Origin of the sequence: Pseudomonas sp. NPDC089395, assembly GCF_044749525.1 — a bacterium.
Lineage (GTDB): Bacteria > Pseudomonadota > Gammaproteobacteria > Pseudomonadales > Pseudomonadaceae > Aquipseudomonas.
Genome location: NZ_JBIVID010000007.1, coordinates 276,341 through 289,670, shown reverse-complemented (window position 1 = coordinate 289,670; position 13,330 = coordinate 276,341). Strand labels below are relative to the sequence as shown.

Genomic DNA, 13,330 nt, shown 5'->3' with positions numbered 1-13,330 from the left:
GCCAGAATCCCAATCAGAAAAGGCGGCTCCTGCGAAGGAACGCCTTTTTTGCTGACTCCACCGCGTTATTGGAACCCGAAATGACCGACCAGACTACCCGCCTGCCAGTCCGCCGCGCCCTGATCAGCGTCTCCGACAAGACCGGTATCCTCGAATTCGCTCGTGAGCTGCAACAGCTCGGTGTCGAGATCCTGTCCACCGGCGGCACCTACAAGCTGCTCAAGGACAACGGCGTCAACGCGGTGGAAGTGGCCGACTACACTGGCTTCGCCGAAATGATGGATGGCCGGGTCAAGACCCTGCATCCGAAGATCCACGGCGGCATCCTCGGCCGTCGCGGTGTCGACGACGCCATCATGAACGAGCACGGCATCAAGCCGATCGACCTGGTCGCCGTCAACCTGTACCCCTTCGAAGCCACCATCGCCAAGCCTGGCTGTGACCTGCCGACTGCCATCGAGAATATCGACATCGGCGGCCCGACCATGGTCCGTTCGGCTGCCAAGAACCACAAGGACGTGGCCATCGTGGTCAATGCCAGCGACTACGCCAGCGTCCTCGAAGGCCTCAAGGCCGGCGGCCTGACCTACGCCCAGCGCTTCGACCTGATGCTCAAGGCGTTCGAGCACACCGCCGCCTACGACGGCATGATCGCCAACTACATGGGCACCATCGACCAGGCCAAAGAGGCCCTGTCGACCGAAGGCCGCAGCGAGTTCCCGCGCACCTTCAACAGCCAGTTCGTCAAAGCCCAGGAAATGCGCTACGGCGAGAACCCGCACCAGAGCGCGGCGTTCTACGTCGAAGCCAAGAAAGGCGAAGCCAGCGTTTCCACCGCCATCCAGTTGCAGGGCAAAGAGCTGTCGTTCAACAACGTGGCCGACACCGATGCTGCACTTGAATGCGTGAAGAGCTTCGTCAAGCCGGCCTGCGTCATCGTCAAGCACGCCAACCCGTGCGGCGTGGCCGTGGTCCCTGAAGACGAAGGCGGCATCCGCAAGGCCTACGACCTGGCCTACGCCACCGACACCGAGTCGGCGTTCGGCGGCATCATCGCCTTCAACCGTGAACTCGATGGCGAAACGGCCAAGGCCATTGTCGATCGCCAGTTCGTCGAAGTGATCATCGCCCCGAAAATCTCCCAGGCTGCTCGCGACGTGGTCGCTGCCAAGCAGAACGTGCGCCTGCTGGAATGTGGCGAGTGGCCAGCCGAGCGTGCTGCCGGCTGGGACTTCAAGCGTGTCAACGGTGGCCTGCTGGTGCAGAGCCGCGATAACGGCATGATCACTGCCGATGACCTGAAGATCGTCACCAAGCGTGCGCCGACCGAGCAAGAGATCCACGACCTGGTGTTCGCCTGGAAAGTGGCCAAGTTCGTCAAGTCCAACGCCATCGTCTATGCCAAGCAGCGTCAGACCATCGGCGTCGGCGCCGGCCAGATGAGCCGCGTCAACTCCGCACGCATCGCGGCCATCAAGGCCGAGCATGCTGGCCTGCAGGTACAAGGCGCGGTCATGGCCTCGGACGCGTTCTTCCCGTTCCGTGACGGCATCGACAATGCGGCTAAAGTGGGTATCAGCGCCGTGATCCAGCCAGGTGGCTCGATGCGTGATGCTGAAGTCATTGCGGCTGCCGACGAAGCCGGCATCGCCATGGTCTTCACCGGCATGCGCCACTTCCGCCACTAATCAAGATGGCCGGGCGATCCTCGGCCTTGTAGGAGCGGATTTATCCGCGATTGCGATGCTGGATTCACCACCGCAATCGCGGATAAATCCGCTCCTACAAGGACGATGATCACCGCCAAACAGAGGTTTTGACATGAAAGTTTTGATCATTGGCAGCGGCGGCCGTGAGCACGCCCTGGCCTGGAAAGTCGCCCAGGACCCACGCGTCGAGAAAGTCTTCGTCGCCCCCGGCAACGCCGGCACCGCCACCGAAGCCAAGTGCGAGAACGTTGCCATCGACGTCACCGCCCTGGAACAACTGGCCGACTTCGCCGAAAAGAACGTCGACCTGACCATCGTCGGCCCAGAAGCGCCGCTGGTCATCGGTGTGGTCGACCTGTTCCGCAGCCGCGGCCTGGACTGCTTCGGCCCAACCAAGGGCGCGGCCCAGCTGGAAGGCTCCAAGGCGTTCACCAAGGACTTCCTGGCTCGCCACAAGATCCCGACCGCCGACTACCAGAACTTCACCGAGATCGAGCCTGCCCTGGCCTACCTGCAGGAAAAAGGCGCACCGATCGTGATCAAGGCCGATGGCCTGGCCGCAGGCAAGGGCGTGATCGTCGCCATGACCCTGCAGGAAGCCGAAGACGCCGTGCGTGACATGCTCGCCGGCAACGCGTTCGGTGAAGCCGGCTCGCGCGTGGTGATCGAAGAGTTCCTCGACGGCGAGGAAGCCAGCTTCATCGTCATGGTCGACGGCCACAACGTGCTGCCCATGGCCACCAGCCAGGACCACAAGCGCGTCGGCGACCAGGACACTGGCCCGAACACCGGTGGCATGGGCGCCTACTCGCCTGCGCCAGTGGTCACCGCCGACGTGCACCAGCGCGTGATGGACCAGGTGATCTGGCCGACCGTGCGCGGCATGGCCGAAGAAGGCAACGTCTACACCGGCTTCCTGTACGCCGGCCTGATGATCGACAAGGCGGGCAACCCCAAGGTCATCGAGTTCAACTGCCGCTTCGGCGACCCTGAAACCCAGCCGGTCATGCTGCGCCTGGAGTCGAGCCTGGTGCTGCTGATCGAAGCAGCCTTCGCCAAGGCCCTGGACAAGGTCGAAGCACAGTGGGACCCACGCCCGAGCCTGGGTGTGGTGCTGGCAGCCGGCGGCTACCCGGGCGACTACGCCAAGGGCGACGTGATCAGCGGCCTGGATGCAGCGGCCAAGATCGAAGGCAAGGTGTTCCATGCCGGCACTTCGCTCAAGGACGGCCAAGTGGTCACCAACGGCGGCCGCGTGCTCTGCGCCACGGCCATGGGCAGCACCGTTGCCGACGCTCAGCAGCAGGCTTACCGCCTGGCCAAGGAAGTGAACTGGAACGGTAGCTTCTACCGTACCGACATCGGCTACCGGGCCATCGCCCGCGAGCGCGGTGAACACCAGCAGTAAGCTTTTGCGGATCGCCGCAACGCGTTGTGCGTGCGGCGTTCGGCTCGTCGACAAGGCCCCCTGTGGGCCTTGCCTTCGACTTGGCGCGCCGCGCATAGTTAGTACCCGGCACATCAGCTAGGAAGGGATCTCGTAGTGCGTCGGCTTCGGATTGCCATAGCCCTGATCGTCAGCTTGCTGACCCTGCTCTGCCTGCTCCCGGCTTCAGCCGAGCAAGGCGGAAGCTGGTCCGTTTTGCTCGACGAACAGGCCAGTCTGCAATTGAGCGACGTTCGCTCCGATCGCTATCGCAGCCAGTTCAGCCCGATCACCCTCGGCGAGCTCGATGCCGCCCCTGCGGAACAGGCATTGTGGCTGCATTACCGCCTGGAGCCGGGCGATCAAGAGCAACTGCTGCGGATTTTCGCCCCCGACCTTTCCCATCTGGACCTGTACGCCCTCGACGGTGACAAGCTGCTACGCCAGCTGCGCCATGGCCGCCAGGCCGGCAACGCCAGCCCGACCCTGCGCGGCAGCGACCACATACTGCCCCTGCCCAACAGCACGCACACCCTGGATATCTACCTGCGCCTGGTCTCCGAGCACCAGTTGCGCCCGGCCATCACCCTGGAGCCTGCGGCCGTAGCCGCTTCCGACCACAGCGAGTCGCTGCTGTTCGGTATGCTCTTCGGCGGCTTGCTGATGCTGATCCTGCACAACCTGATCCGCTTCCTCTACAGCCGATCCAGCACCACCCTGATTCTCGCCCTGTACCATGGCCTGATGCTGCTCAGCGGCCTGATCCTGCTCAACCTCAGCGGCCCCTGGTGGCACTTGTGGCACAGCGCGCAAACCCCGGCCGCCTACCTGACCCTGGTCCTGGCTGGCCTGTCGGGCCTGTATTTCACCCAGCACTTCTTCTCGCCCTGCAACTCGCCCCGGCTCAACCGCCTGCTGCATGGCGAAATGCTGGTCACTGCAGTCAGCGGGCTGATCCTGCTGTTCGTCGACACTCTGCCGCTCAACCTGATGACCTACGCCCTGCTGGCCTTGGGCAGCATGACCATGCTGCTGGTCAGCAGCTATCACTGGTACAAAGGCTATGCCCCGGCACGGCTGTTCTCCATCGCCATGCTGGTGTTCAACCTGGGCGGCCTGGTGCTGCTACCGGCCCTGCTCGGCCTGACCCGCACCTCGACGCCCTGGCTGCTGTGCATCCTCATGGGGCTGACCGTGGCGTGCGGTCTGCTGCTCAACCTGGCGGTCAGCGAGCGCCTGCGGCGCATGAGCGAAGAACGTTTCAGCGCCAGCCGCGCCCTGGCTGCCAGTGATGCCGAAATCAATGCCAAGGCCGAGTTCCTGGCCAAGATCAGCCACGAGATCCGCACCCCCATGAACGGGGTGCTGGGCATGACCGAGCTGCTGCTTGGCACACCGCTGTCAGTCAAGCAGCGCGACTATGTGCAAACCATCCACAGCGCCGGCAACGAACTGCTGACATTGATCAACGAGATTCTCGACATCTCCAAGCTCGAGTCGCGCCAGATCGAGCTGGACGACGTGCAGTTCGACCTCAACGCCCTGATCGAAGACTGCCTGAACATCTTCCGGGCCAAGGCCGAGCAACAGAACATCGAGCTGATCAGCTTTACCCAGCCGCAAGTGCCGCGCGTCATCAGCGGCGACCCGACGCGCCTGCGCCAGGCCTTGTCGAGCTTGCTGGAAAATGCGCTGAAGAACACCGACCACGGCGAGATCCTGCTGGTGGTTGCACTGGATCAACGCGGCGAGGTGCCGCGCCTGCGGATCGCCGTTCAGGACAGTGGCGAACCGCTGCCTGCCGCCGAGCGCGAAGCATTGCTGCAGGCCGAGCTGCACAGCCACCACTTCCTTTCCAGCAACAAACTCGGCGGCCACCTCGGCCTGGTGATCGCCAAACAGTTGATCGGCCTGATGCAGGGTGAATTCGGCATCAAGAGCAGCACCAGCATGGGCAACACCCTGTGGCTTACCCTGCCGCTGGACCCTTCGCGCCTGGAGCAACCCCCAGCCGACCTCGACGGCCCGTTGCGCGATGCGCGGGTGCTGGTGGTGGATGACAACGACACCTGTCGCAAGGTGCTGGTACAACAGTGCAGCGCCTGGGGCATGAATGTCAGCGCGGTGCCTTCTGGCAAGGAAGCCCTCGCGCTGCTGCGGACCAAGGCGCACCTGCGCGACTACTTCGACGCCGTGTTGCTCGACCAGAACATGCCAGGCATGACCGGTATGCAACTGGCCGCCAAGATCAAGGAAGACCCGAGCCTCAACCACGATATCCTGGTGGTGATGCTCACCGGCATCAGCAATGCCCCGAGCAAGGTCATCGCCCGTAACGCCGGGGTCAAACGCATCCTCGCCAAACCGGTAGCCGGCTACACCCTGAAAACCACCCTGGCCGAAGAACTGGCCCAGCGCGGCCGCGAGCAGGCCGTGCCGGCAAGCCTGCCGGGCACGCCATGCGCAACGGAGCTGCCAGGTGATTTCCGCGTTCTGGTCGCCGAAGACAACAGCATCTCGACCAAGGTGATCCGGGGCATGCTGGGCAAGCTGAACCTCGAACCGGACACCGCCAGCAATGGCGAAGAGGCCTTGCAGGCCATGAAGGCGCGGCGCTACGACCTGGTGCTGATGGACTGCGAAATGCCGATACTCGACGGGTTCTCGGCCACCCAGCAGTTACGCGACTGGGAAGCCGCCAACCAGCGCCAGCGCACCCCGGTGGTGGCGCTGACCGCGCATATCCTGGCAGAACACAAAGAGCGCGCACGGCTGGCCGGCATGGACGGGCACATGGCCAAACCGGTGGAGCTGTCGCAACTGCGCGAGCTGATTCAGTATTGGGCAAAACAGCGCGAAGCAAAGGCTGACGATCCGCTGCACACCTCCTGAACTATAGTGGCTGGATCCACCGTTTCACGGGTAAGTCCTCCCCCCGACGGCCCAGCCAGGAATCTCGCTCATGCTCCATGAGTTGTTCAGTGTCTACCTCAAGATGCTCGTGCTCTACAGCCCGTTCTTCGTGCTGTCGTGCTTCATCAGCCTGACCCGTGGCCACTCCAGCAAGGAGCGCAAGCAACTGGCCTGGAAGGTGGCCTTTGCCGCGCTGGTCGCCAGCGTGTTGCTGTACCTGTTCGGGCGGGTGATCTTCGGCATCTTTGGCATCACCGCCGACGCCTTTCGTATTGGCGCCGGCAGCGTGCTGTTCATCTCGGCCCTGAGCATGGCCCAGGGCAAGCCGGCCGTGCAGGCCGATAACGTGCAGCAGGATGTGACCATCGTGCCGCTGACCATCCCGCTCACGGTTGGCCCCGGCACCATCGGTGCACTGCTGGTGATGGGCGTGGGGCAACCGCATTGGGACGACAAGCTGCTGGCCATCGTCAGTATCGCCCTGGCCAGTTTCACCGTAGGCCTGGTCCTGTACCTCTCGCATGGCATAGAGCGGCTTCTTGGCGATCAGGGCCTGCAGATCGTCAGCCGGCTGATGGGGCTGTTCGTCTGCGCCTTGGCGGCGCAGATCATCTTTACCGGGATCAAGGGTTATATGCTGCCATGAGGGCGTGGCCCACTAGAGAGGTAGCTCACGCATATCTCTATCGGAGCCGCGCTGCAGGCTGAGCATGACTTTGTCACAGTACTCGCTGGCGAACAGTTGGGAATCGAAGCGAATCAACTGCGCCCTCGCGTAGGTATGCTCGCGCCCCCTGAACAGGAAAGTGGAGTCGAACATCGACAAGTCGCCAGTCTCGAAGTACAGCACCATGTCCACTCGGTGCGTGCCGCCAGTTCCGCAAGGAATCAACTGAAAGCCTTGTTGCTCCTTGCTGTAACGCGTCAGGTGCAGTAACCCCGGCGGATCACGGCGCAGCCCTTCGAAGGCCAGGCGCATGCTGCTGGCATGTGCGTCGCCACCGACCGCCATGATCGCTTGCAATGCCTTGTCGACGATCTGGTCACGGTGGGGCGTCGGCCAGTGGGCCTGCTCTGGAGTCAGTCCATCCGCCCCGAGAAACTGCAGTTGTCGGCGGCAGTAGGCGAACAGATCGAGGTTGCGCGCCTCTTCAGTGGCATAGGAAGGCGTTCTGGCGTTTTTCCTCCTTCAACAGATCGAACGTGGCACGGCGAGCGAAGCGTACGGCCAGACGCACCGCCTTGCGCTGCTCGAGCGTAACCTCTGGCTGGAACGTGACCAGGCTACCGCCCAGCAGCGATGCTTCAGGCTTGTCCATGAGTATCTCCTTTGGGCAATGCACCCAGGTCTTTGATCAGGTCATGGATGAGCAGCTTGCTCGCTACTTCACGGCGCACACGGTCGCGCATTTCCTCGTAGGTATCGTCATCCAGTACGCCCCGCCACGTGCTCAGGTAGTCATTGCCAAGCTCGGCCGCTCGCGAGGGCTCGGCCGGTGGCGGAGGCACAGTGGATGGCCGGAGCTCCATGCCGAGCCCACACAGCAGCAATTCAGGCCCAGGGTGCAATAAACCCAGTTCATAGACCGCATAGCGGTTCTCTGCGCCCTCGACGGGGTTGTCGAATGGCAGCGAAGTTTGCTGTTCCAGCATCTTCACTGCAGCCGCCAGCGCCTCCGGAGCCTGAAGGTATTTCGCCTGAAGGTGACCTGCGATCCACTGCAGCGGCGTTGTGTCGGCCAGTTGCCCTTCATACAGGTACTGCCCGTTGCGCAACACAGCAGCCCAGCCACGACTGGCCAATGCGTCCCGGTAAAAGCCGCTCCAGGCGGGATAGTTGGAAAAATGCGTGTCAGCGTGTTTTTCGGTCTGCAGCTGCGCATAGAGGACACTGTCGAAAACGTCCTGGCGTTGCGCGGCGGATGTGCGGTCGTCGACTAGCAGGGCCGTCGTACCGAGGAGCCACAGCGTGTATGTCTGCATGTCCAATTGTCTGCTTCCTTGTCCAAGTGCAACGAAAGACGGGACGGCCGGCAGCCACCCCGCCCTGGTGGTCAGATCGGGTGATCTTTCATGTCCTGTTCGCTATGGTTCTGCAGCTCCTGCTTGATCCTGTCCCGGATGGTGTCGTACATGTCGGTGTCATGGACCAGATAGGCCGAGCCGGCATACTGCTCGTCGCCGGAGCTCTTCCAGCTGAACACCAAGGTCTCGAGGTCATTGCTGCTGGGGTAGGCACTGTGCGCGGTCATCATCATGACCACTTCACCCGTCGAGGTTTCAATGCAGGCACCCAGGCTCACGGTGCCCGACGGTTTTTCTTTGACGTTGCGTTTGAAGATTTCCTGGGCCTCGGTGATGTTGCCGAGTCCGGACAGGGCATCACCGACGAGTTTGCTCACCGCATCGGCGATCGGACCACCGATCAGGGCCTGGGCGGCGGCCTTGGTGACTTTGAAAGCGACAGCCTCGATCGTCAGCGTTTTCGAAGAGGTGTGTTCACGGGCGAAGTCACGCTTGCCGATGGTCCAGTGGCAGGTGCCCATGGCATTGAGGAATTCGCCGAACCATTGCTCGGTCTGTCCCTCAGAGTTGTAGCGCTTGGAGGCCCGCAGCGATGCATAGCGGTAGCTCTGCTTGGCATCCCGACGGGCTTGCACGCTCATACCGGCGCCGAATGCCATCAGCGACTGTTCGATGATGGCCAGGCTGTTGCTGTTCTCTGTGACGGTTTCATCAGTCATGGGAAGTTCCTCGGGGAAGAACTGCCGACGCGTATCGCCGGCAGAACTGCACCCTACCCATTGCCCGCAGGCGCGGGCGCCCTGAAAACCTTCCTGAACGTATCAGCCTTCCGCGTAATACCAGCGCGGGGTATACACCCACTCACGCCCGTCCGCCCGATCGAAACGGCAAGTGGTCGATGAGCCCACCAAGACCATGGTGCGCATATCGACCATTTCCGGCAGCAGTTCTGCCAAGGTGACTATCTTCAGCGTCTGCCCCGGCCTACCGATGTCACGGCCAAGGACTACTGGCGTGTTCCCTTCGCGGTGCCTACGCACCACCTCCAGCGCAACCCCGAGTTGGTGCGGCCTGGACTTGGAAATCGGGTTGTAGAAGGCCAGCACCAGGTCGGCTTGGGCCGCCAGGTCCAGGCGCTTCTCGATGATCGACCAGGGCTTCAGGTTGTCCGACAGCGACATCACGCAGAAGTCATGCCCCAGCGGTGCACCCGCCTGGGCAGCGGTCGCCAGCGAAGCCGAGACCCCTGGCAGGATCTCCAGATCGACACGGTGCCAGGCGGGGTCGTCGGATGCGTGCAGCGCTTCGAGCACAGCGGCGGCCATGGCGAACACGCCTGGGTCCCCCGACGATACCACCACCACCGAACGGCCCTGGGCAGCCAGCTCGAAGGCGTGGCGAGCGCGCTGCATCTCTTCTCGGTTGTCAGTGCAATGCAGCACCTGGTCATCGCGGAACGGGCCAGCCATGCGCACGTAGGTCTCATAGCCCAGCACATCTTCAGCGCGCGAAAGCTCTGCCTTGACCGCGGGCACCATCAGGTCGGCGGCACCCGGGCCCAGCCCGATCACCGCCAGGCGACCGCGGCGGCGACCGACCTGCGTCACGTCGACAGGCGACGCTGCCACGGCAATGACGATCCTCGCCTGCTCGACCAGCGTCGCCCCAGGCAGGCTTTCGGTCAGCATGCTGGCCAGGCCGCAGGGCACTGGCGCAAAGCGCAGACCGACGCCAAGTGCCTCGGCGGCCTCATGCAGCGATGGCTCCGCCATCAAGGCTTCATCCGCCAGCAGGCAGGCCAGCGCCTGCTCGGCCAGGCCTGCATCGCGCAAGGCAGTGCGCACCTGCGCCAGCAGTTCGGGCCCAGCGTTGGCAACCGCCACCACCAGCGAGCGGCGGTGAATCAGCAACTCGTCACGGCGGGTCGGGCGTGCATCACAGCCGACATGGATCGTGCGCTGCGCACTGTCACTGGCCGGCAACTGCGCTTGCTGCAACCAAGGGGCATCACCTTCTATCCGTACCGCCTCACCCGCCAGCAGGTCGGAGACAAACCGCTTGCCCTGGTCGAGGTCCGCCAGCGCATACCCCTCGGGCGGGTTCAGCAGGCAGGTGCCGAAGCGCAGCTCACCACTGGTGGTGATCGCCGCCGCCACGCCCAGTGCCTCGCCGATTTCGCGAGCCATCACGTTGACGCCACTGAGGCCGCCCAGCAAAGGCACCACGGCGCTGCCGTCCTCGGCAACCGCCAGCACCGGCGGCTCCTCGCCCTTTTCCCCGAGCAGGCTGGCCAGGCTGCGGATGACGATGCCTGCCGCGCACAACGCAATGATCGGCCTACCCTGCTGATACAGGGCGCGCAGGGTGTCGCCAAACGCCTCGTAATACGCGTCGGCACCTTCGACCCGGCCATTCAAGCCATGGATCGTGGACGCTGGATAGCACTGCTGGATACGTTGCGCCGTGGTCAGGCTGCCAGGCCCGAGGAGGATGATCGCCGGGGCTTCGTGCATGTTCATCCCTGCCATTTTTCACCCGGCACGATGATCAGCGAGAAGTAAGGCGAAGACTGCGGATCGACCTGGTCCAGCGGGACGATCTTCTGGTTGGCCATGGTCGCGCGCTCCACATACAGCGCACGCCCATCCAGCCCCAGCTCACCGAGCACCTGACGCACTTTGGGGAAGTTGCGGCCCAGCTTCATGATCACCGCCGCGTCGGCGTCGGCAAGTCGTCGCTTGAGTTCTTCAGCAGGCAGCACGCCTGACAGCACCGACAGGCTCTGGTTGCGGTAGACCAGCGGCGCACCCAGCACCGAAGCGCCGCCCAGCATCGAGCACACGCCCGGGACCACTTCGGCATCAAAGCGCTGTGCCAGCCGGTCATGCAGGTACATGTAGGAGCCGTAGAAGAACGGGTCACCCTCGCAGATCACCGCCACGTCGCGGCCGGCATCCAGGTGTTCGGCCACTTGAACGCTGGCTTCATCGTAGAAATCGCTGATGACCTGCTCGTAGGACAACGGTGCCGGCAACGCCTCGGTGGTCACCGGGTACACCAGCGGCAGCAGCGTTTGCTCGGCCTGCAGATGCGCCTCGATGATGCCGAAGGCATTGCCGCGTTTGCCCTTGGCCACGAAATACGCGACCACCGGTGCATCGCGCAGCAAGCGCAAGGCTTTGACGGTGATCAGTTCAGGGTCGCCGGGGCCCACGCCCAGGCCCAGCAGACGTCCGCGCGGCGCCATCATTCCACCTCCGTGGCCAGGGCGTTGACCGCCGCTGCGGCCATCGCGCTGCCGCCCAGGCGGCCTTGCATGATCACGAACGGCACGCCACGGCTGTCGGCGGCGAGCATGGCCTTGGACTCCGCCGCGCCGACGAAACCGACCGGGAAGCCGAGGATCAGCGCAGGTTTCGGTGCGCCCGCATCGATCATTTCCAGCAGGTAGAACAGGGCGGTCGGCGCGTTGCCGATCACCACCACGCTGCCTTCCAGGTGCGGCCTCCACAATTCCAGGGCCACGGCGGAGCGGGTGTTGCCGGCGTCCTTGGCCAGGTCCGGGACGCTGGGGTCGCGCAGCGTGCAGATCACCTGGTTGTTCGCCGGCAGGCGCGCACGGGTGATGCCTTCGGCGACCATGTGCGCGTCGCAGAGGATCGGCGCACCGTTGGCCAGGGCTTCACGCCCGGCACGGCCGGCACCTTCGGAGAACTGCAGGCCGTCGATGGCCTCGACCATGCCGCAGGCATGGATGACGCGCACGGCTAGCTTCTCCAGGTCTGCGGGGATCCGCTCGAGCCGGGCTTCCTCGCGGATGATCCGGAAGGAATTGCGATAGATCTCCTGACCATCGCGGATGTAGTCAATCATCAAGGTGCTCCGTCGGCAGGGCGAGCATGGCGCCTGCTTCGTTCAAGGTGAGGTCGGTGGCGCGCAGGGCACCGAAGCCCGGTTGGCGCGCGTCACGCAGATAGAGGTCGTAGCGGCCCGGCGAGCGGGCCAGCAGGGTGGCCGGGGCGACATGGGCCACGGCACAGGATCGGGAGCAGCCAGACAGGTGCACGCTGGCTGGGGCACCGGTACGCAACAGGGCTGAAAGCGCTACCGCATCGGCCTTGGTCTCGCCATGCGCCTTGGCGCAGCCGCTGGCGCCGGTGCAGGCGACGATGCGGGCCAACGGCTCATGCCTGTGGCAGAGCAGACCCAGGGCCGACAGCGCTCGCTGGGCCTGCTCGATGCCGGCGGGGTCGATGTTGGTCAGCATCAGGCTCTGCCAAGGGGTCAAGCGCAGGCTACCGTCACCCCACTGCCGGGTGATGTGCGCGGCGCCGCGCAACATGTCGGGCGTAAGCCTGCCCAGCGGCGGTGCAACGCCCAGGGCTGTGCCGTGCTGCTGAGGCACGACGCCGAGCCACGGTCTGTCTGCGACTTTGCGGCGCCACTGCAGCACGGCCGCATCGCGACGCAGCGGCACTTCAAGTCCCGCGACGAAGGTTTCAACTGTGCAGCTTGCCAGCAGCTGGCGCATGCGTGACTGCTCCGGGCTGGCCAGGTCGAGGAAGCGCCCGAGCACCGCACGCACCAGCGCCGGCCCCTGCTCCAGCGGCACCGCGCCCAGCACCTGGCCGTCGGCCGGGCAACCGGCCAGGCCGAACGCCAGCCAACTGCGCTGCTCCAGGTGAAGCGCGCAAAGCCACAGGTCGTGGGGGTGTTCGAGCATTGCCAGCCCTTCGCCGCCGTCCACTTGCACGGCAAACTTGGCCGACAGTTGGTGAAAGCGTGGCGTGCCTTGCAGCAAGTCGAGAATCTGCTCGGCCAGTGGCCGCACATCCAGCCGCATTGCCGGGTCGTGCCCAGCCAAGGGACTGAGCATCAGGTTGCGCACATCGTCGCTGGCAGCGTCACGCGGCCCGAGGCCGGCCGCCAGCAAGGTGTCTATCAACCCTGTATGATCGTTGCCGATACCGCGTACCTGCAGGTTGGCGCGGTTGGTCGCTTCGATCACGCCCGAGGCATAACGCTCGGCGGCGTCTGCCACGGCATCGGCCTGGTCGGCCAGCAGCAGGCCACCGGGCAGCTTGATCCTGCAGATGCCGCCGTCACGGGCACTGACGATGCGCCACAACCCCGGACAGGCCGAGGGACGGGGCGAAACGGTGGGGGCATGGGCCTGCTTCAAAGGGGTGTCCGGCAATCGCTGAAAATGCGCTTGAGTGTAGAAGGCGCGGTATTATGCCTGCTTTGTCCGGCGGCA

12 protein-coding genes are annotated in these 13,330 nt (G+C 64.2%); 4 read left to right on the top strand and 8 right to left on the bottom strand.

Annotated elements, in window-relative coordinates; translation table 11 throughout:
- Positions 1 to 80 precede the first annotated feature (80 nt).
- The 4 genes from purH to ACIPZG_RS17390 all read left to right on the top strand — a co-directional run bounded on the left by purH (position 81) and on the right by ACIPZG_RS17390 (position 6,694).
- Positions 81 to 1,688, top strand: coding sequence for a bifunctional phosphoribosylaminoimidazolecarboxamide formyltransferase/IMP cyclohydrolase (gene purH / locus ACIPZG_RS17405; protein ID WP_400640383.1), 1,608 nt, complete (start codon positions 81 to 83; stop codon positions 1,686 to 1,688).
- 133 nt (positions 1,689 to 1,821) lie between these two features.
- Positions 1,822 to 3,117, top strand: coding sequence for a phosphoribosylamine--glycine ligase (gene purD / locus ACIPZG_RS17400; RefSeq protein WP_400715664.1), 1,296 nt, complete (start codon positions 1,822 to 1,824; stop codon positions 3,115 to 3,117).
- A gap of 135 nt (positions 3,118 to 3,252) precedes the next feature.
- Positions 3,253 to 6,027 (top strand): response regulator, encoded by a 2,775-nt coding sequence (locus tag ACIPZG_RS17395; protein ID WP_400715662.1) that lies wholly within the window; start codon positions 3,253 to 3,255, stop codon positions 6,025 to 6,027.
- Between the two features lie 70 nt (positions 6,028 to 6,097).
- Positions 6,098 to 6,694: a MarC family protein gene (locus ACIPZG_RS17390; protein ID WP_400715660.1), complete on the top strand. Its 597-nt coding sequence runs from the start codon at positions 6,098 to 6,100 to the stop codon at positions 6,692 to 6,694.
- A 12-nt stretch (positions 6,695 to 6,706) separates the two neighbouring features.
- Here the strand turns inward: ACIPZG_RS17390 and ACIPZG_RS17385 are convergent, their stop codons facing one another.
- The 8 genes from ACIPZG_RS17385 to cobG form a co-directional block, all read right to left on the bottom strand.
- Positions 6,707 to 7,072 (bottom strand): hypothetical protein, encoded by a 366-nt coding sequence (locus tag ACIPZG_RS17385; protein ID WP_400715658.1) that lies wholly within the window; start codon positions 7,070 to 7,072, stop codon positions 6,707 to 6,709.
- 127 nt (positions 7,073 to 7,199) lie between these two features.
- Positions 7,200 to 7,367, bottom strand: coding sequence for a hypothetical protein (locus ACIPZG_RS17380; RefSeq protein WP_400715656.1), 168 nt, complete (start codon positions 7,365 to 7,367; stop codon positions 7,200 to 7,202).
- Positions 7,354 to 8,037: a hypothetical protein gene (locus ACIPZG_RS17375; RefSeq protein WP_400715654.1), complete on the bottom strand. Its 684-nt coding sequence runs from the start codon at positions 8,035 to 8,037 to the stop codon at positions 7,354 to 7,356. Before ACIPZG_RS17375 ends, ACIPZG_RS17380 begins: the two co-directional genes overlap by 14 nt.
- A gap of 65 nt (positions 8,038 to 8,102) precedes the next feature.
- Positions 8,103 to 8,792 carry a hypothetical protein gene (locus ACIPZG_RS17370; protein ID WP_400715652.1) on the bottom strand — a complete coding sequence of 230 codons (690 nt, stop codon included), beginning with the start codon at positions 8,790 to 8,792 and terminating at the stop codon, positions 8,103 to 8,105.
- A 102-nt stretch (positions 8,793 to 8,894) separates the two neighbouring features.
- Complete coding sequence (cobJ, locus tag ACIPZG_RS17365; RefSeq protein ID WP_400715650.1) at positions 8,895 to 10,586, bottom strand: precorrin-3B C(17)-methyltransferase; 1,692 nt, start codon at positions 10,584 to 10,586, stop codon at positions 8,895 to 8,897.
- Positions 10,587 to 10,588: 2 nt separating this feature from the next.
- A complete protein-coding gene (locus ACIPZG_RS17360) occupies positions 10,589 to 11,323 on the bottom strand; it encodes a precorrin-2 C(20)-methyltransferase (RefSeq protein ID WP_400715648.1) in 735 nt (244 codons plus the stop codon).
- Positions 11,320 to 11,946 (bottom strand): precorrin-8X methylmutase, encoded by a 627-nt coding sequence (locus tag ACIPZG_RS17355; protein ID WP_400715646.1) that lies wholly within the window; start codon positions 11,944 to 11,946, stop codon positions 11,320 to 11,322. The genes ACIPZG_RS17360 and ACIPZG_RS17355 overlap by 4 nt, the downstream gene beginning before the upstream one ends.
- Complete coding sequence (gene cobG / locus ACIPZG_RS17350; protein WP_400715644.1) at positions 11,939 to 13,270, bottom strand: precorrin-3B synthase; 1,332 nt, start codon at positions 13,268 to 13,270, stop codon at positions 11,939 to 11,941. Before cobG ends, ACIPZG_RS17355 begins: the two co-directional genes overlap by 8 nt.
- Positions 13,271 to 13,330: the final 60 nt, after the last annotated feature.